General features: G+C 29.7%; 14 protein-coding genes and 1 pseudogene. 7 read left to right on the forward strand and 8 right to left on the reverse strand.

All coding sequences use genetic code 11. From position 1 onward, the window contains the following. Positions 1-61 precede the first annotated feature (61 nt). The gene (gene mog, locus ABNT65_RS03035; RefSeq protein WP_348737242.1) at positions 62-595 is read left to right on the forward strand and encodes a molybdopterin adenylyltransferase; all 534 of its coding nucleotides are present in this window, start codon (positions 62-64) and stop codon (positions 593-595) included. 124 nt (positions 596-719) lie between these two features. Here the strand turns inward: mog and ABNT65_RS03040 are convergent, their stop codons facing one another. Both ABNT65_RS03040 and ABNT65_RS03045 read right to left on the reverse strand, forming a co-directional pair. Beyond that, entirely contained in the window at positions 720-1,010 is a 291-nt protein-coding gene (locus ABNT65_RS03040; protein WP_348737243.1) for a type II toxin-antitoxin system RelE/ParE family toxin, read from the reverse strand. Between the two features lie 240 nt (positions 1,011-1,250). Next, entirely contained in the window at positions 1,251-1,712 is a 462-nt protein-coding gene (locus ABNT65_RS03045) for an Lrp/AsnC family transcriptional regulator (protein WP_348737244.1), read from the reverse strand. 171 nt (positions 1,713-1,883) lie between these two features. Between ABNT65_RS03045 and ABNT65_RS03050 the strand changes: the two genes are divergently transcribed. Further along, entirely contained in the window at positions 1,884-2,840 is a 957-nt protein-coding gene (locus ABNT65_RS03050) for an NAD-dependent epimerase/dehydratase family protein (protein ID WP_348737245.1), read from the forward strand. 10 nt (positions 2,841-2,850) lie between these two features. After that, a pseudogene (gene kbl, locus ABNT65_RS03055) lies at positions 2,851-4,034 on the forward strand (glycine C-acetyltransferase). A 143-nt stretch (positions 4,035-4,177) separates the two neighbouring features. Here the strand turns inward: kbl and mnmE are convergent. After that, positions 4,178-5,572 (reverse strand): tRNA uridine-5-carboxymethylaminomethyl(34) synthesis GTPase MnmE, encoded by a 1,395-nt coding sequence (gene mnmE, locus ABNT65_RS03060; RefSeq protein WP_348737247.1) that lies wholly within the window; start codon positions 5,570-5,572, stop codon positions 4,178-4,180. Between the two features lie 146 nt (positions 5,573-5,718). Here mnmE and ABNT65_RS03065 point away from each other — a divergent pair, with 146 nt between their 5' ends. Continuing rightward, on the forward strand, positions 5,719-6,057 hold the full coding sequence (locus ABNT65_RS03065; protein ID WP_348702292.1) for a DUF4870 domain-containing protein: 339 nt from the start codon (positions 5,719-5,721) through the stop codon (positions 6,055-6,057). A gap of 103 nt (positions 6,058-6,160) precedes the next feature. On the opposite strand, the gene ABNT65_RS03070 is transcribed toward ABNT65_RS03065, so the two are convergent. From ABNT65_RS03070 to ABNT65_RS03080, 3 genes are all read right to left on the reverse strand, one after another. Further along, positions 6,161-6,652 carry a CAP domain-containing protein gene (locus ABNT65_RS03070; protein WP_348737248.1) on the reverse strand — a complete coding sequence of 164 codons (492 nt, stop codon included), beginning with the start codon at positions 6,650-6,652 and terminating at the stop codon, positions 6,161-6,163. Between the two features lie 62 nt (positions 6,653-6,714). Further along, on the reverse strand, positions 6,715-7,152 hold the full coding sequence (locus tag ABNT65_RS03075) for a DUF4268 domain-containing protein (protein WP_348737249.1): 438 nt from the start codon (positions 7,150-7,152) through the stop codon (positions 6,715-6,717). 54 nt (positions 7,153-7,206) lie between these two features. After that, positions 7,207-7,788 (reverse strand): tRNA-(ms[2]io[6]A)-hydroxylase, encoded by a 582-nt coding sequence (locus ABNT65_RS03080; protein WP_348702287.1) that lies wholly within the window; start codon positions 7,786-7,788, stop codon positions 7,207-7,209. Between the two features lie 268 nt (positions 7,789-8,056). Between ABNT65_RS03080 and ABNT65_RS03085 the strand changes: the two genes are divergently transcribed. The 3 genes from ABNT65_RS03085 to ABNT65_RS03095 all read left to right on the forward strand — a co-directional run bounded on the left by ABNT65_RS03085 (position 8,057) and on the right by ABNT65_RS03095 (position 16,838). Then, positions 8,057-13,582 carry an alpha-2-macroglobulin family protein gene (locus ABNT65_RS03085; protein ID WP_348747138.1) on the forward strand — a complete coding sequence of 1,842 codons (5,526 nt, stop codon included), beginning with the start codon at positions 8,057-8,059 and terminating at the stop codon, positions 13,580-13,582. A 188-nt stretch (positions 13,583-13,770) separates the two neighbouring features. Continuing rightward, positions 13,771-14,214 carry a DUF6702 family protein gene (locus ABNT65_RS03090; protein WP_348737251.1) on the forward strand — a complete coding sequence of 148 codons (444 nt, stop codon included), beginning with the start codon at positions 13,771-13,773 and terminating at the stop codon, positions 14,212-14,214. 11 nt (positions 14,215-14,225) lie between these two features. Continuing rightward, positions 14,226-16,838 carry a sulfatase-like hydrolase/transferase gene (locus tag ABNT65_RS03095; protein ID WP_348737252.1) on the forward strand — a complete coding sequence of 871 codons (2,613 nt, stop codon included), beginning with the start codon at positions 14,226-14,228 and terminating at the stop codon, positions 16,836-16,838. Between the two features lie 972 nt (positions 16,839-17,810). Here the strand turns inward: ABNT65_RS03095 and ABNT65_RS03100 are convergent. Together ABNT65_RS03100 and ABNT65_RS03105 are read right to left on the reverse strand one after the other, a co-directional pair. After that, positions 17,811-18,719, reverse strand: a complete 909-nt coding sequence (locus ABNT65_RS03100) for a LuxR C-terminal-related transcriptional regulator (RefSeq protein ID WP_348702283.1) — start codon at positions 18,717-18,719, stop codon at positions 17,811-17,813. Further along, positions 18,719-19,306 carry a GNAT family N-acetyltransferase gene (locus ABNT65_RS03105; protein ID WP_348737253.1) on the reverse strand — a complete coding sequence of 196 codons (588 nt, stop codon included), beginning with the start codon at positions 19,304-19,306 and terminating at the stop codon, positions 18,719-18,721. The genes ABNT65_RS03100 and ABNT65_RS03105 overlap by 1 nt, the downstream gene beginning before the upstream one ends. Positions 19,307-19,608 lie beyond the last annotated feature (302 nt).

Below are 19,608 nucleotides of genomic sequence, written 5' to 3' on the forward strand. Positions count from 1 at the left end.
TTTCTATACTTTTACAAAATCACAGCAATCAATTTTGTAAGAATCAAATAATTTTATTGAGTTGGAAAGAATAAAAATAGGCATCATTAATGTTTCAGACCGAGCAAGTAAAGGTATTTATGAAGATTTGCCAGGCAAGGAAGTACGTAAACTTTTAAACTTATGGTTAACCAATAAGTGGGAAGAAGAATACAAAATAATTCCTGATGAACAGGATTTATTAGAAAAAGGCATGATAGAAATGGCAGATGATAAAAACTGTTGTTTAATAGTAACTACTGGCGGAACTGGACCGGCGTTAAGAGATGTAACACCAGAAGCAACCATAGCGGTTTGTGAAAAATTACTTCCTGGGTTTGGAGAACAAATGAGGCAAGCTAGTTTACAATATGTACCTACAGCCATTCTTTCAAGACAAACTGCGGGAATAAGAGGGAATACCTTAATTGTTAATTTACCCGGAAAACCTAAAGCTATTCGAGAATGCCTAGAAGTTGTATTTCCGGCTATTCCTTATTGTATTGACCTTATAAATGGTCCTTTTTTAGAAACAAATGAAAAAGAAATGAAAGTATTTCGTCCTCGAAAAAGTTAGTTGGTTATAAACACAGTATTTATAAAATTGTATGTGCTAACATATAACAATCCTAGTAAAATCAGTACTTACAGAGTAATAAGGTGGAGTAGTAGTGTAAGATTTTATTTTCTTTTGGTTGATTTTACAAATGTCTTGTAAAATCTCGATGTCCTTCTAAAATTCTCACTATATATAATTTGTCATTACCGTCAACAAAAAATATGATGTGAGATTGATAACGGAAATTATAAAGATTAGATTTAATATGAAATACTTTTCTCCAAAGTTCAGGCCTTTGTAATAAATATTCTAAAATCTCATGTAATTGATTAGCGTATTCTTGAGCTTGTAATAAACCAAATTTATGAATTCTATATTCATATAGTTCAACAAAATCTTCTGTAGTCTTTGGTGATAGTTTATAGTTTACCATTAGCTTTTAGTTTGGCTTCTACTTGGTTCATAATATCAGGAATACTTTTATTATTTATACTTATTAAAGGAAATATAATAACATAATCTACTTCCAAATACAGAAAGTGAAATAGTAATTAAAATTAGTACTTGTAGCGTTTTGAGGTGGAGTAATGGTGTAAGAATTTGTTTTCTTTTATTTAATTAAAATAAAAAATAAATAAAGTATAGATGTAATTAATATCTGAAGTTAGTTTCTTTAAAATGAATATTCTGTTGTAGAAACAATTTCTTTAAGAACAAAATAACTCTCTAAAACACCAATGTTTTCTATTTTAGATAATTTAAGTCTTACAAATTCATGGTAAGCATTTAGAGTTTCTATATTTATTTTTAAAAAAAAATCGACTTTACCAGCCATGTGATAACATTCTTGTACTTCTTTTAACTCTTTTATTTGTTTGTCAAATTTATCAATAAAACCTTCATCATGATATCTTAATGAGACCATGCATATTGCAGTAATGGGTTTATTTAAAAGTACTTTATCTAAAATTGCTACATGTTTTTTTATATATCCTTTATTCTCCAAACGTTTAATTCTTTCATGTATAGGCGAAGGTGTCAGGTTTAACTTATTTGCAATTTCCTTATTTGTTGTTTTAGAGTTTTTTTGTAAAATCCTTAATATTTTTAAATCAACTTCATCAATTCGATCCATAATTTTATATGATTTTTTCCTGCTAATATAATTAAAACAATTTTATTTTAGATTTTTATTCTTTAAAAATGATAAAATGAAAAATAAATAACTTAATTTTTATTGATCATCGAATTATTAATCTGTTTTAGGTCTTAATGTTCTAATTTTGTATTTGTATAATTTTTAAAAATGATTAGAGAAAAAATATTAATAACAGGAGCTAGTGGTCAGTTAGGATCTGTGTTAACTGATAGTCTTCAAGAGAAGTGGGGTGTTGATAATGTAATCGCGACAGATTTACGTGAAAACTCAGAATTTACAGGACGTTTTGAAACACTTGATGCAACAGATTATGATGCTATAGTAGATTTAATTTCTGAAAATAAAATAACTCAAATATACCACCTAGCAGCCATATTATCAGCTAACGGAGAAAAAGCACCTTTACAAACTTGGGATATTAATATGAAAACACTTTTTAATGTATTAGAAGCCTCTAGACTTCATAATATAAAAAAAGTATTCTTTCCAAGTTCAATTGCAGTTTTTGGTCCTAATGTAGAGAGTAATAATACTCCACAATTTTCAAACCTTACGCCAACAACAGTTTATGGTATCAGCAAAGGTGCTGGCGAAAATTGGGCGAATTATTACTTTAAAAAATATGGTTTAGATGTACGTTCATTAAGATACCCTGGAGTTATTGGTTATCAATCTTTACCAGGTGGAGGTACTACAGATTATGCTGTAGATATTTATCATAAAGCAGTAAAAGAAGAAAGTTTTGAGTGTTTTATAAATGAATCTACAGAGCTTCCTATGATATTTATGGATGATGCTATACGTGCTACAATAGAGCTTATGGATGCACCTTCAGAAAACATTAAAATTAGAACATCGTATAACCTTGCAGGAATGAGTTTTACACCAGAGCAAATATTTAACTCCATAAAAAAAATATATCCTGATTTTACAATAAGCTATAAACCAGATTTTAGACAACACATTGCAAGCTCATGGCCAGGGAGTATAGATGATAGTGATGCTAGAAATGATTGGAATTGGAAGCCTAAGTTCGATTTAGATTCGATGACTCAAATTATGATAGAAAAATTAAAAGTACACTATCATTCATTAACAATATAAACTATAGAGAATGTACGGAAATATTAAAAAACATTTACAAGATGAATTACAAACTATTAAAAATGATGGTTTGTATAAAGAAGAACGTATTATTACAACTTCGCAAGATGCGGTAAAGGAGAGGGAGTTATAAATTTTTGTGCTAATAATTATTTAGGTTTATCAAATAATAAAGAAGTTATACAAGCAGCAAAAGACACTTTAGATACTCATGGTTTCGGAATGTCTTCAGTACGATTCATTTGCGGTACACAAGATATACACAAGCAATTAGAAGATAAAATTTCAGAGTTTTTTCACTGTGAAGATACTATTTTATACGCAGCAGCATTTGATGCTAATGGGGGTGTTTTTGAGCCTTTATTAACTAAAGAAGATGCTATTATTTCAGATTCTCTAAATCATGCATCAATTATTGATGGAGTTAGATTATGTAAAGTAGCTCGTTATAGATATGCTAATAATGATATGGCAGATTTAAAAGTTAAACTTATTGAAGCTAATAAACAAAATCATCGTTTTAAAATTATTGTTACAGATGGTGTATTTTCTATGGATGGTGTAGTTGCTGAGTTGGAAAAAATTTGTGATTTAGCAGACAAGTACGATGCATTAGTAATGATTGATGAATGTCATGCTTCTGGTTTTATAGGAAAAACAGGACGTGGTACAATAGAACTAAAAGATGTACTAGGACGTGTAGATATTATTACAGGAACTCTTGGAAAAGCTTTAGGTGGAGCTATGGGAGGATTTACTACAGGAAGAAAAGAGATTATTGATATGTTACGTCAACGTTCAAGACCGTATTTATTCTCTAACTCATTAGCACCAGCAATAGTAGGAGCATCTTTAAAAGTTTTTGAAATACTTGAAAATGATACTTCGTTAAGAGATAAATTAGAAGAAAACACAAATTACTTTAGAACAAAAATGGAAACAGCTGGTTTTGATTTAGTTGGTGCCGATGCAGCAATTGTTCCAGTAATGTTATATGATGCAAAGTTATCACAAATTATGGCGAGTAAATTGCTAGATGAAGGTATTTATGTAATAGGTTTTTTCTATCCAGTTGTGCCTAAAGAAAAAGCAAGGATACGAGTGCAGTTATCAGCAGCACATACAAAAGCTCATATAGATAAAGCAGTCGAAGCTTTTGTAAAAGTAGGTAAGGAACTTAAAGTAATAAACTAAACTTTTTAATAAAAAATAAGTTTTAAATTCGGGTCAATTTTTATTCTACTTATAGATAAGAAAGAATTAAACTTAATATTTGATTTATTATGTTTAATTCTTTTTTTTAAGAAAAAGTAAAGTATAACTAAAAGAAAGAAAATCTATTTTCCAATACAAAAGTTCCCAAAAATATGTCCCAAAATATCCTTGTCTACATCATATTCTCCTGTAATATTTCCTAAATGACGTAAACATTCACGAATATCAATAGCAAATAAATCAGAAGAAATATCTAATTCAATTCCACTCTTAACAGATTCAATACTTTCCAAAGCCAGTGTTAATGCTTCAAAATGACGTGAGTTGGTAACAATGGTTTCATTATTACTCAAAGCACCCGTATTTACCAATGATGTTAATTCATTTTGTAAACTATCAATTCCAACTTTTTGTTTGGCAGAAAGTAATAAGACATTAGAAATTTTAGTAGTTAATTCAGATTTCTGAGCATCGGAAATCATATCAACCTTGTTAGCTATAGTTAATAAACGCTTATGAGGAAAACGTTCCTTAATTTTAGTGATTTCATTTAAAAAAGCAGTAGCATTTTCAATAAATTTTTGAGAATTAATCAAGAAGATGATAAGTTGTGCATTTTCTGCCTTTTCATAAGCTTTTTGAATACCAATACTTTCCACCACATCTTCCGTTTCTCTAATACCAGCAGTATCAATAAATCTAAAAGCAACACCATCAATAATTACTTCATCTTCTATAGCATCACGTGTAGTTCCGGCAATATCAGATACAATAGCTTTTTCTTCATTTAGTAAAGCATTCAATAACGTAGATTTCCCCACATTAGGCTCACCAATAATAGCTACCGGAATTCCATTTTTCATAGCATTTCCAAAAGCAAAACTATCTATTAAGCGTTTTAATACAGTAGAGATAGTAGCTACTAATTCTTTAAACTTAGTTCTGTCGGCAAATTCAACATCTTCACCAGAAAAATCCAATTCTAATTCTATAAGAGCAGCAAAGTCTAATAACTGACCACGTAATTCTTTTAATTCATTCGTGATTCCACCACGCATTTGTTGAATAGCTACTTGATGTGAGGCAGCAGAGTTGGAAGCAATAACATCGGCAACAGCTTCTGCCTGACTTAAATCCATTTTACCATTTAAAAACGCACGCATGGTAAATTCACCATTATCAGCCATTCTACAACCATTTTGTAAAAACAGTTGAATAATTTCTTGTTGAATAAAACTAGAACCATGACAAGAAATTTCCACCACATTTTCACCAGTATAAGAATGTGGATTTTTAAAAATAGATACTAATACCTGATCAATAACAATACTATTGTTGATAATATGACCTAAATGTAAGGTGTGCGATTTTTGTTGCAATAGAGATTTTCCGTCTTTGATAGATTTAAAAAATTGACTAACAATTTCAATAGATTTTTCACCAGACAATCTAATAATAGCAATAGCTCCCACACCAGCAGGAGTAGCCAACGCAACAATAGTATCATTTTGTATCATGCTGCAAATATACGCAGTAAAAAGTGGAGTTTTAAGAATAATTAACTAGTGAGTTTATAGATATTATTAGAATTAAATTTTAAGACACTTGTAACAAAACAAGAAATATATCGTCTCTTATATACAAACCAACATCAATTAAATTTATGGAAAGAAATAACCAATTATTAGCAATTACACATTTAAGTCAATTGTTAGATTTTGTTACAGGAATAGGAGGATTTATAGTTCCTTTAATACTATGGGTAGTCAAAAAAGATGAAGTATTGTTTATGGATGAGCACGGAAAAGCAATCTTAAACTTTAGAATTAGTATGTTTTTATACATATTAATCTGTATTCCGTTAATTTTATTATTTGGATTAGGAATATTAGGCTTAATTGCCATTGGAATTTTTTATTTCATTTTTCCAATAATCAACGCAGTAAGAGCAAGTAATGAAGAAGAACCTCTATATCCATTTAGTATAGCTTTTTTTAAATAGAATTATATATCACTATCTAGTTAATATACTTATATAATTATTTGAACAAAGAAAACCGTCTAGAGAATTGCTTTAGACGGTTTTTGATATATTAGAAATAATATTATTTCTTTATAAAAATATTTGTGTAATACCATTTTCCGCTAGCATTTTGTTTAGCGGTTAGCTCAAAATGTGTATAATTTCCTTCAATGTTTTCGCGATGCCCAGTACTATTTAACCATCCAGTAACAACAGTATTTGCCGTAGCATACCCAGAAGCTACATTTTCAGCAATACTTTTAGCATTAGCGTTCTTTTTTAAATACTCTGAACGTTGATTTAAAAGATCATGAGAAATCTTACCTTTTTTTATCATATAATCGGTATGTAATGCTGTTTGTGTTTTTATAGCAGCGAGCATTTCAAGCTTAGCCAATCCTTTTGAAACTCGATGCGCATTAATTAAGTTCATAATCTCTATTTCATAAGAAATATTAGGGTTGTTTGCTACATCTTCACCATTTGAAACGTCACCTGCACTATCAGAAGAACAAGAAACAAAGGAAAAAGAAATAATAAAGATTAGGCTTAGTATAAAGGGGATTTTTTTCATTGGAAATTAATTTTGTATGTATTTATAACAAGACAATTCACTATTTATTTTAAACAGCCTCTCTAAATAGCCTGTTTAATAAAGTCTTCATATTCGTAAAAGAACAATTCAAACTGATTCATATGTTCAACAAAAAACTCATAACAATCACGCCAAGTATTTTTATTATGAATGCTAAACTTTTTATCAAAAGGAACATAAATACGTCTGATAATCTTTCTATTATCTAACTCAAAATTATCATCAAAAATAACCTCTGGTAAAAACTCTTGCTCTAGTATATTTTTTAAAGAAAGTAATTGATCGTACAAAAGCTCATTAGCTATTTCTTCAGGGTGCTCAAAATCTAAACATACAGAAGCTTTCTTTCTATCTGCTTGAAACTTGAAGGCTATTCCTTTAATTTTAGTATTATATAATAACCACTTTCTTGGAAAAGATTTTCCAAAACTAGTCCAAAACTCTTTGCGTAATCTTGCTGATTCTTCCTTACTAAACATTAATATCAGTTATCAGTTTATCCACCCTAAATAGGATAGATTGTTTATAAAAAATTATCCGTGTACTTTAGCTATATTTCCTCTGCCTTTCATCATTTCAGCTTCAAAAGCTAATAAATCATCCCATTTTTTATCTACAATGTCTCTATCCATGTATTTACGAGCATATCCCAAAAATAAGGTATAATGATTGGCCTCAGAAACCATTAAGTCTGTATAAAATTGACTTAATTTTTCATCATCCATATTATCAGCAAATACTTTAAAACGTTCACAACTTCTTGCTTCAATTAAAGCAGCTACTAATAATCGATGAACTAAAGCTTCTTTTCTATTACCTGTATGCGGAAAAAACTTTTGTAGTTTTAAAGCGTAATCATTTTTAGTAGCCTGGCCTAAAACCATTCCTTTTTCAACCATAATAGTATGAACCATTCTAAAATGCTCCATCTCTTCAATGGCAATATCACTCATATCTTTAACCAATTCCGTTTCCTCTGAGTAATTTATAATAATAGAAACTGCATTTGATGCTGCTTTTTGCTCAGCAAAGGCGTGGTCTGTAAGCAATTGTTGCAATCCATCTTTAGCAACATCTACCCATGAAGTTTCTGTATCGAATTTTAATCCTAACATAATAAAAAATTGAAAGTGTAAAAGTAAAATATAAGTACTAATTATACTACTAATTATATAAAATTAGCTAGATTTGTATTAGGTTTAGCCAGTAAAAAGGTGTAAAAAACCAGTTTTTAAAATTGCAAACAGAGTAAACTACACACGTAAATAACACGGATACTCATTGAAGTACTACGAATTCTAAATTTATGATTTATAAGTATGTATTTTAAAGTAATTTTAACACTGAATAATAAAACAAATTGTCAGACTCAATCAAAAAAAAATGAAAAATAGCTTCGTAAAACTAGTCACTAAAGCAGTTAGTTTATCACTAGCACTAATACTTATAGTGTTCTTTCAATCATGTAAAAAAGAAAGAAAAGAAATAGAAAGCAATGCCAATGCTTATAGTGAGTACATTAGTGCATATCCTGATAAACTGCTTTCATCTACATCAAAGCTCCAATTTTTATTAGAAAAAACACCCGCTACAAATAAGGTAAACAATGATGTGTTTACTATTAAACCAAACGTAAAAGGAGAGGTAACTATTAAAGACAATATGCTAACCTTTATTCCAAAAGAAAAACTTAAAAACAATCAAGAGTATTCAATAACCTTACATCTGGCAAAGTTGTTTGATAATGTAGAAAAAGGATTGAAAGATTTTACTGTAAAAGCTAAAACAAAAGAATTATTGTTTAGTGTTACTACACAATCACCAGCTGTATATGATAAAGATTGGTATTATATTGAAGGAGCATTAATGGCTAGTGATGTGATTGATAGTGATAAACTAACGCGATTAATTACAGTAAGTTATGGAGGGAAAGAAAAAGCATTAAAGTTTGATACTACAGAAAAGTACGCATCAAAAGTATATTTTAAGATAGATAGCTTACAACGTTTTGAGGATGATAAACATGTGGAATTATCATGGAATGGTAAATCAGTAGCATCAAAATCTAAAGGAGAAAGTAACATTGTAATTACAGGGAAAAGTAACTTTAAAGTATTAGATATTAATGTAGCTGATGCAGATAAACAACACATTGAAATTAGTTTTTCAGATCCTATTAAAAAATTACAAGATTTAAAAGGGTTAATTCAGTTTGTAAATACGCAAAAAAGAAAGTTTACTTACAAAATAACTAATAATATTGTAAGCATATATCCAAAATCATCATTTAAAAATAAGGTTGAAATAGAGGTTTTTAAAGGAATAAAAAACACAGCAGGGTATTCTTTAAAAGAAGATTATAAAAAAACACTACACTTTCAACAGTTAAAACCATCGGTACGTTTTATAAAAAGTGGAACTATTCTTCCAAATTCTGAAAACTTAAAAATAAATTTTAAAGCTACCAATTTAAAAGCTGTAGATGCAACGGTTTACAAAATATACAAAAACAATGTATTACAGTTTTTGCAGTATAATAACATAGGAAATAAAGGGAACATACGTTATGTAGGACGCCCAGTAGCTAAGTACACTGTTGATTTAGAAAACCAAGGAGTAAATATAGCCAATGAAAATGCCTTTGCGATTGATTTGTCTGATATTGTTACTGTAGAAAACGGGGCTATGTACCGTGTAGAATTATCATTTAATAAAGAATATGCAGGCTACTCTTGTAGTGAGAACGAGGAAGAAAAAACGATTATATATGGTAAAAGAGAAATAGAAGAAGAAGTCTATGATAATCCAAATCATTATAATAATGATTACTATAGTTATCGTTGGAATGATCGAGAAAACCCATGTACTACTTCTTATTATTATAATAAAGAAATCAGTACTAACATAATTGCTACTAACTTAGGCGTAATAGTTAAAAAAGGAAATAATAATAAAACCTTTGTAGCGGTCACAAATATTGTAACAGCGGAAGTAGAAGAAGGAGCTAAGGTAACTTTATACAACCTTCAAAAACAACCAATCACATCTATAACTACAAATAAAGATGGAATAGCAGAGTTTGAAGGAAAAACCAATGCGTTTTTTGCTACGGTTACTAAAAATAACAATACTACATATATTAAACTAAATGACGGAAATGCCTTGTCTATGAGTAAGTTTGACGTTTCTGGAGCAAAACTACAGAAAGGAATAACAGGTTATATATATGGAGAAAGAGGCGTTTGGCGTCCTGGAGATCAATTGTTTTTAACCTTTGTTTTAAATGACAATGCAAATCCTTTACCAGCACAACATCCAATTAAATTTGAATTAATTAATCCACAAGGAAAAATAATCCAACGTAAAATATCACATAAAAATGCAGCAAATATGTATGCATTTTCACCAAAAACCAATTCAGAAGCAATAACAGGAAATTGGAAGTTAAGAGTAACGGTTGGAGGCGCAGTGTTTACTAAAACACTAAAAGTAGAAACCATTAAACCTAACCGGTTAAAAATCAAGCTACAAACAGAAGGAGATATTGTTAAAGCAAATACTTCAATAGCTGGTGATGTAGAGGTAAAATGGCTACATGGAGCTATAGCAAGAGGATTAAAGCTAGACATCAATGGAAAGTTCACACAAACCAAGACAAGTTTCTCAAAGTTTAAAAATTATGCTTTTGATGATGTTACTAGACGATTTGGTACTGAAGAATTCCCTGTATTAAAAGGAAATTTGAATAACGAGGGTAAAACCACTTTTTCGGTACGTCCAAAACTAGATAACAAAGCACCAGGAATGTTAAAAGCTAGTTTTATAACTAAAGTTTATGAAAATGGAGGAGATTTTAGTACCGATGTTTTTACTAAAAAAGTATCACCTTATAGTAGTTATGTAGGTTTGTTAAATGCTGAAGAACCTCAATCTAAAAACTATTTATTTACAGGTGAAAATTACACTTTCAATCTAGCTTCTGTAAATGAAAATGGTAAAGGAGTAGCAAATACTATTGAAGTAGAGGTGTATAAACTTTCTTGGAGATGGTGGTGGAGTACAGATGATAATGGATTGTCAAGTTACGATGGAAGTCGTTATCACCAATCATACAAAACGCTTCAAGTAAAAACAAATAGTAATGGTAAAGGGACTTTTAAATTAAAGATAGATGAGAATGACTGGGGGCGTTATTTGATAAAAGTAAAAGATAAAAAAAGTAAACACGTTTCGTCATCAATTGTATATTTTGATTGGCCTTCATATTACGGTAAAAAAAGAGGCAGCCAAGATAAAACAAATGCTACCATGCTTGTGTTTTCTAGTGATAAGGAAAGTTATAAAGTAGATGAAACCGCTACTATAAAATTTCCATCCTCTAAAGGAGGAAGAGCATTGATTACTATTGAAAATGGTACAGAAGTTTTAGATCATTTTTGGGTAGCTACAGAAGATAAACAAACTACCTTTAGCTTTCCGGTATTGGCAAACTACACACCAAATGTTTTTGTAAATATATCTTTATTACAAAAACATAGTCAAACAGTTAATGATTTACCTATTCGAATGTATGGATCTATTCCAATGCTAGTACACAATCCAGCAACTAAACTGGAGCCTGTAATTCAATTAGCAGAAGAATTACGCCCAGAGTCAACTGCTAAGATTACTGTTAAGGAACAAAATGGAAAACCAATGACGTATACAGTGGCATTGGTAGATGAAGGGTTATTAGATTTAACCCGTTTTAAAACACCAAACCCATGGAATACATTCTATGCACGTCAATCATTAGGGGTAAAAACATGGGATATCTTTGATGATGTCATTGGAGCCTATGGAGGGAAAGTAAATCAAATATTAAGTATTGGTGGAGATGAGGCAGAAGCAGGAAGTAAAAACAAAAAAGCCAACAGATTTAAGCCAATGGTAAGTTATATTGGGCCATTTACCTTAGAAAAAGGTAAAAGTAAAGAACACAATATTAAAATACCAAAGTATGTAGGTTCAGTAAAAGCCATGGTAGTAGCAACAGATACTAATAAAGAAGCTTATGGAAGCACCGAAAAAACGGCTTTTGTTAGAAAACCTGTAATGATTTTAGCATCCTTGCCGCGTAAAATAACACCACAAGAAACCGTAACATTACCTGTAACAGTATTTGCTATGAAACCTTCTGTAAAGAATGTAAAAGTTACCGTTGCACCTAATGAAGCATATACAATTGAAGGAAACAGCACACAAACAGTATCATTTAGTCAGCCAGATGAGAAAATGACTTATTTTACTTTGAAAGTAAACGATTTTAAAGGAATAGGAAAAGTAAAGATTGATGCAAGTTCAGGAAGAGAAAAAGCATCTTATGAGGTTGAAATAGATGTGTTAAACCCTAATCCAGTAACTACAGAAGTAAAAGATTTAGTATTAAAAGCTAATGAACAGAGTGAGCTAAGCTTTACCACTTTTGGTACTCAAGGAACCAATGAAGCTAGTATTGAGTTATCTACTTTACCACCTATGAATTTTACCAAACGCATGGAATATTTAATAAGATATCCACATGGTTGTGTTGAACAAACCACTTCTAGTGCATTCCCACAGTTGTATTTATCTGAATTATTTGAGTTAACGGCCAATAAAAAACAATCTATAGAAAGAAATATAAAAGCAACTATTTTAAGATTGTCAGACTTTCAATTACCAAATGGAGGATTGTCGTATTGGCAAGGCAATAGCAAAGCAAATAGTTGGGGAACTTCTTACGCTGGTCATTTTATGATAGAAGCCGCTAAAAAAGGATATGCCTTACCAATAGGCTTTCGTTCTAAATGGGTAAACTATCAAAAGCAGCAAGCTCGTAATTGGAGATATAGTAGTACTGCTTATGATAATAATGTGGTATCTCAAGCATATAGGTTATATACATTGAGTTTAGCTAACAGTCCAGATTTAGCATCTATGAACCGATTAAGAGAAACTACAGGCATTTCAGATCAAGCCAAAATGCGTTTGGCAGCAGCTTATGCTTTAATTGGTAAAAAATCTACAGCAACAGTTATTTTACAAACATTAAAAGGAGATGCTTATACTAGCAGTAGTTACTATAATTATGGTTCAAGTACTCGTAATAAAGCCATGGCTTTAGAAACCTACATATTATTAAATGATGACAGTAAGGCTATAAAATTAGCAAAAGAAATAGCAGAAACTTTGTCTGGTGAAAAGTGGATGAGTACACAAACCACAGCTTATAGTTTACTAGCCATAAGTCAGTTTGCATTACAAAATGGAGAAAATACAGGCGTACAGGCTAAGTATACTCTTAATAGCGCTAATGATAAGATAAATACAAGTAAGGCATTGTTTACAAAAGATGTATTAAACCTTCAAAAAGACAATAAGTTTACGATAAGCAATTTAAGTAAAGGTGTTTTATACGTTCGTATTTTAAATAAAGGAATTTTACCAGTAGGAGAGGAGAAAGTAGTTCAAAATAATTTGCAAGCAACTATAGTTTATAAAACTAAAAACGGCGTAACAATTTCTCCAGATAACATATCACAAGGAACTAATTTTGTAGCAGAACTAACCCTTAAAAATACTACAGCTACTAAGGTGGAAAATGTAGCGTTAACCCAATACATCCCATCTGGATGGGAAATTGTAAATACACGATTTACAGATTTTGGAAACAATACCATTTCATCTAAAGTTGATTATACAGATATACGTGATGCAAGTATTAGTAATTATTTTACCTTAAATGCCTATCAAACTAAAACGTTTAGAGTGTTATTAAATGCATCGTATTTAGGTACCTATTATTTACCAGGATTACAAGCTGAAGCCATGTATGATAATGATTATATAGTTAGAAATAAAGGAAAATGGATTAGGGTAGTTAAGTAACATAACTAACTCAAATAGTATAAAGCACTCAATTTTTTATTAAGATTGAGTGTTTTTTTTGAGTCATTTTATATAATTTATAATATTAAATTTTAAATTATTGATTATATTTATGTCTCTGGTAATCAGTTTTTTTTTACCTTTTTCAATCTACTACTATAAATAAAATATAAAAATACGTACAAGGTATGGTTAAGATGTATTTATTGTTTGTAGTGCTGTTTTTCTTTCATGGTGAAGATGTATCGACTTATACACTTACTAAAATTAATAATACACTTTATGTCAAAGCAAAGCTAGATACTTCGGATATAGTTTCGGCATTAAAAAAAGATAGTCGCCAAATAAAAAAGATAGATTTGGAAAACTATTTTATAAACCATACTACTTATAAAGTAAATAAAGAAAAAGCATCTTTAGAAATAATTGATTTTGTTATAGAACCTCACCATGTTATTATTAAAGGTTCTTTCAAAAAGAAATATGGAAAAATTAAAGAATTACAAATTAAAAACACAGCACTTTTTGAAGTAAATAGCAAGCAATCAAATATTATTGAAATTAGATTTGATGATATGGTTAGAGATTTTTTAATCAATAAACAAAAGCCCATATTAAATATAACATTTTAATCCCCAATATCATGACTTATTTAGTCCATAAAAACTTTTTTAAAAAAGCAAGAAACTTGTTAATAATAAGTTGTTTGTTAAATGCAAGTTTCCTTTTATCTCAAAACACTCCCAATATATTATGTATTGTAGCGGATGATTTAGGAATTGATGCTTTGCATGCTTCAGATTATGGGATTTCACTATCAAGTCAGCCAATAACACCTAATATTCAATCACTAAAAAATGATGGAATCTCTTTTTTAAATACATGGGCAACTCCACAATGTACAACTACAAGAGCCTCAGTAATTAGTGGTAAATACGGAATAAATTCAGGGGTAAGAAATGTTCCCGATAATTTAGAGGTAACACATCAATCTATATTCACGTATATAAACAATAACATAACTACAAGTTATGCTAAAGCTGCAATAGGAAAATGGCATATATCAAACCCAGTAAATACAAACCATCCACAAAGCCATGGAGCAGATTATTATGAAGGGGTAATCTCTGGAACTATAAATGATTATTATTCTTGGGAAAAGGTAGATAATAATGGACAAACCATACAAGTAAATGAATACGTAACAAAACATTTAACAGATGTGGCTTCTAGTTGGATTTCTAGTCAAACAAAGCCATGGTTTTTATGGCTAGCGCATATTGCTCCACATACGCCATTTCATCAGCCACCATCTGGCACCTATTCACAAACCGATCTTTCAGGAAATAGAGGAATGTATTTAGCAGCTATTGAGTCTTTAGATTATTATATAGGTGAGTTGTTAAATAATATGGATCAAGCAACAAGAGATAATACTGTAATTATATTTATAGGAGATAATGGTACACCTAATGGAGTAGCAAGATATTTTCCAAGCGGACATGGAAAAACATCCATGTATGAAGGAGGATTAAGAGTACCTATGATAATTAGTGGAAAAGGAGTTATAAGAAAAGGGAAATTAGAAAGTGGATTAGCGCAAGTAAATGATATTTATGCAACCACTGTAGAATTGCTAGGGAAAGATTTACAAGGAGGTATCTATAATAGTTACAGCCTAGCAGACGCATTAACAACTGAAAATACCATAACTAGACCATATATTTATTCAGATTATATAGATAACGGTGTTGAATATTGGGCAATTAGAAACAATACTTATAAATTAATAGAGAATGAAAATGGAGGAGCAGAATTTTACAATGTAGTAAATGATTTAGAGGAAAATAATAATTTGATAGGACTTCTTACAAATGATGAAACAAAAATACTCAATGAATTAAAAACTGAAGCAGCTAAAATAAGAAATGGATGGTCTTGTCAAGATGACATTTTAAATGGAGAAGAAACAACAATAGATGCTTGTGCTAATTGTCCAACAGATGTATTAAGTTCAACCAATATTGGTTGTTGTGACACCTCTAGCCAACCAAGTATTTATTATGAATATTATGAAAATAACCTACGTAAAATATATAGCAATAGCTACCCAAATCATGATTTTTGTTATAAAAACACAAGCAGTGTACCTACACAAAGCTATCATGAGTTGGAAATGGATTTAGACCCAGTTATTTCAGGGACAATAACCAATGTAATTAACCAGAATTCAGGTCGTCCAGCAACTACTTTCGGAGTCGCACTTAATGGCGTTATGTTTGCACCAGGTCCAGCACTACCATTTGTATTTTTAAACCCAACCACCAATGAGTATAACTGGAACTGGGTTTTTGAGCCTACTAATAACCAAGGGGCAGGAAGTGATAAGGTGAGTTTAGACTGTGCTTCTGCCCATACCAGTAATTCACATGGATATCATTACCATGGAGAAATGTTTTCATATTTAGAAAATGAAATAACAGGAATAACAACAGCAACTACAGTTAATGAAATTATTCAAATAGGATGGGCAGCAGATGGATTTCCAATTCTTTATAAATTTGGGCCAGATGCTACAGGTGCTATAAAAGCTTTACAACCCAGTTATAAATTAAAAGAAGGAGAAAGACCAGGAGACGGAACTACAGCTCCTTGTGGACCTTATTCAGGCAAGTATACTAATGATTATGAATATCAGGAAGGTTTAGGAGATTTAGATGAATGTAATGGTAAGGCATCAAATATAACATTGCAAACAGCTAATGGTACAGAAACTTTTGAATATTTTTATGTAATAACATCAACATTTCCCCAAATACCTAGATGTTTGGTTGGTAATGTGAATAGTACATTTGCAAATGCCCAAGTAACAGGAACAGATGCTGATGGAGATGGGTTTATAGCTGCTATAGATTGTGATGATACCAATGCAGCTATACATCCGAATGCCACTGAAATTCCAGGAAATGACATTGATGAAAACTGTGATGGCAGTAAAGTACTTAATACTAAAGAGTATGATTATCCCTCAGTCAATATGTTGTATAACATACATACTTCTGTAGTTAGACTAATCAAAAACAATATTTCATCCTATACAGTAAAATTATACGATGTTAAAGGCAAGGAAATAATGAATTTTGATAATAGCCCAGAGTTTATATCAATTAAAAATTTACCAAACGGCATGTATGTTCTCAACATAAAAAGTGAAATTAAAAACATTAAACAAACCTATAAACTAGTAAAAAAATAAAATCCCACAACTATTTAATAGTTGCGGGAAATAATTGCTATGAAATATAACACAGGAGTCGTCGCCTAGTGTTTCGGTTATTCTTCTTTTTTAATTTCAATATCCGTGCCAATTCTATTTAGCATAACTCAATCTATAATATGTAAAACACCAGTGTAATACGCATACCCATTTTGGTTTTTGTTTGAAGTATTAGTGAAATGTTAATTTCTGGTACGGTTATACGCCATCGCAAACTGTTAGGGGGCATTATCCTGAACAGTACACTTTGATACACTGGTGAACTAATTTTAGATTATCTCATTTTTTATATAAGAATATTTTATCAAGAGTTATAAAAAACTATTGACTATCTCGAACTAAAGCACTGGTCAGTTGTTTACCACCTACTACTAATAGTAAACAAAATACCAGTGCAATATATAGCTCGGGGATAATATTGTTTTACTGTATTATACAATTAAAAAAAAATTGTTTTAAAAGCTGAATAAAAACGCCTCATTCTCTAGCTAAAAAGAGGCGTTTTTAAGTTATAAAGAATGTATCGTTTAAAATTTTTTTAGAAAAACCCCGACAAAAAAGTTTTTTAGATATACTCCTTATGTTTACATTTTCTTTAGTAGCGATTCCCCCAAATTTTAAAGCTAACAAAATTCTGAATATGTAGAATTTTGTATGTAAAAAAATGATTAAATACACTGTTACCCTATGGGTAAAAACAAATTACAATAGATACATTAAACTAATATATCTAAACACAAATCAATACTTTGATTTGAGTACTCAAATAGCAAAAACAAATAGTTTTTACTTATTGGGATCACAAAACTAGGTAATAAAAAAAACGCAGGAAACCGAAAACATCCAACTATTAAAAAATCAGGATACCTATACGTTAAAGTAGTTGTTAATTAGTTTTTTATAAAATAAAATCGGTATACCGATGCTAAAAAATAAGCATCATTACTAAGGTTAAAAATGTTTTTTCTTGGTTTTTAAATAATTTATTAACCCTTTTTTAGACTTATCTTTTAACTCTAAACTTTTATAGATATTAGCAGTATGTGTAGTAAAAGTACTCATAGAGATAGATAGCTTCTCAGAAAGCTCTGTATACGACTTCTCAGGATTAGAATAAATTTCGACTAATATTTCTTTTTGCCTTTTAGTTAAACTTACATTTAAGTCCTCTAGAAAGCGATCACCAATAATATCATCATCAGAAGTTTTATAAAAAAATACTTTATAAAAGAAAAAATAACTCAACGCTATAAAACCAATATTATACACACTACGCTCTAAAGGCTGATTATCTTCAAAAACAATTAACATAACAGGAAATAAAAACAAGCTAACCATAGCTATAAAACCAGAGTATATTTTAGTCTTTATATGATTACTCCAGCTTCTGTATGCCGATTCAATCATCCAAACTCTAAACTTATAGAACCAAAAAAATGAAATACCAATAGGATAAGTAAAAAATATAATTCTACAAAGTGATAGATCATTGGTTATAGAATAAAGAGAAACAAAGCTTAAAATATACCAACCACAAAACCCTGTAATAATACCTGTAACTATGTTTTTACTAAAAATTTTGATATTATGATTGTAATGAATGTAGTAAAATGAATAGCAAGAAGCAAGTATTCCAATAGCAAACGTAATATAGTATTGTGATCTAGTATCAGTAAAGAAATTACTATCGGGTATTAATCCATTAGAAATATTATAGATTAAACATAAAATAGTAAGTATAATATATTTACTATTAATATTTTTATTGTTTTTTATAAGTAAATAAGCAAGTATAGATAATACTATTAACTGTAAAACAATAAATAAAAAAGTTACTACGTGCAAATTGGTTCCGAACATTATAATCTCTTTTTCAGTATATAAAGGGTTATTTCTAATTCACTATGTACATTAACTACCTCAAAGCCTAATTTATCATATAAAGGCAAGTTTCTTTTATCAGAGGTTTCTAAATAAACAATACCATAATCATTATAATAATTAATAGCTTCTTTAATTAATTGTGTACCTATACCTTTTCCTTGATACTCTTTAAATACACCAACATAATATAGATGTAAAAAATTTTCTTTAGGATGATTTTTATTAATTGCTTTTTCTCGTTGGAGTACGTTCTTAACATTAAGAACACCTAAAACGTTAAAAAACAAGTTAAGTTTCCAGTATAAAAACAATAATTTAACAGAGAATGATTTTTTGTGCTCAACACCATTAGTAAGCATCAATAAACAAGCCTTTTCATCATTAGATAAAAACACATCTCCATTATAATAAGCATTTAAGAAGAAGAACTTCATTAACTTATTAATACGCTTTAATTGATTCTTACCATCTCTAGTAACATTTATAATAGATTTGTTTTCTTTAAAAGAATCCGTAAGTATGTCTGTTATAAGTTTCGTATGCTTAAGGGTAGCTTTCTTCATCAAATAATCGGGTAAAAGCTGCGAATTTATTAATTTATATTAGGATTACCCAATGGTAATATAATATTGATTAACTTATTTATCTTTAAATATTTTGTAATCAAAGTATAATTATTGAATATAATATGATATGAAAAACTTGAAAAGGCAAATGACTTTTAAGTTTAGTTGAGGTAAATTATTTAAAATAAAAGATACTTTAGAGTAATTTCTGGTGTCTCCAAAACTAATAAAATAATAGCTATTGATATGATTAATAAATTAATAACTTTTTAAATATAAGAATTCAGTATAATGTATTT

Origin of the sequence: Tenacibaculum sp. 190524A02b (genome assembly GCF_964036645.1) — a bacterium.
GTDB lineage: Bacteria > Bacteroidota > Bacteroidia > Flavobacteriales > Flavobacteriaceae > Polaribacter > Polaribacter vairaonense.

Excerpts from the sequence above, each read along its gene's own strand:
- ABNT65_RS03040 (WP_348737243.1), bottom strand. The coding sequence starts at position 1,010 with ATGGTAAACTATAAACTATCACCAAAGACTACAGAAGATTTTGTTGAA.
- ABNT65_RS03045 (WP_348737244.1), bottom strand. The coding sequence starts at position 1,712 with ATGGATCGAATTGATGAAGTTGATTTAAAAATATTAAGGATTTTACAA.
- ABNT65_RS03050 (WP_348737245.1), top strand. The coding sequence starts at position 1,884 with ATGATTAGAGAAAAAATATTAATAACAGGAGCTAGTGGTCAGTTAGGA.
- mnmE (WP_348737247.1), bottom strand. The coding sequence starts at position 5,572 with ATGATACAAAATGATACTATTGTTGCGTTGGCTACTCCTGCTGGTGTG.
- ABNT65_RS03065 (WP_348702292.1), top strand. The coding sequence starts at position 5,719 with ATGGAAAGAAATAACCAATTATTAGCAATTACACATTTAAGTCAATTG.
- ABNT65_RS03070 (WP_348737248.1), bottom strand. The coding sequence starts at position 6,652 with ATGAAAAAAATCCCCTTTATACTAAGCCTAATCTTTATTATTTCTTTT.
- ABNT65_RS03075 (WP_348737249.1), bottom strand. The coding sequence starts at position 7,152 with ATGTTTAGTAAGGAAGAATCAGCAAGATTACGCAAAGAGTTTTGGACT.
- ABNT65_RS03080 (WP_348702287.1), bottom strand. The coding sequence starts at position 7,788 with ATGTTAGGATTAAAATTCGATACAGAAACTTCATGGGTAGATGTTGCT.
- ABNT65_RS03085 (WP_348747138.1), top strand. The coding sequence starts at position 8,057 with ATGAAAAATAGCTTCGTAAAACTAGTCACTAAAGCAGTTAGTTTATCA.
- ABNT65_RS03090 (WP_348737251.1), top strand. The coding sequence starts at position 13,771 with ATGGTTAAGATGTATTTATTGTTTGTAGTGCTGTTTTTCTTTCATGGT.
- ABNT65_RS03095 (WP_348737252.1), top strand. The coding sequence starts at position 14,226 with ATGACTTATTTAGTCCATAAAAACTTTTTTAAAAAAGCAAGAAACTTG.
- ABNT65_RS03100 (WP_348702283.1), bottom strand. The coding sequence starts at position 18,719 with ATGTTCGGAACCAATTTGCACGTAGTAACTTTTTTATTTATTGTTTTA.
- ABNT65_RS03105 (WP_348737253.1), bottom strand. The coding sequence starts at position 19,306 with ATGAAGAAAGCTACCCTTAAGCATACGAAACTTATAACAGACATACTT.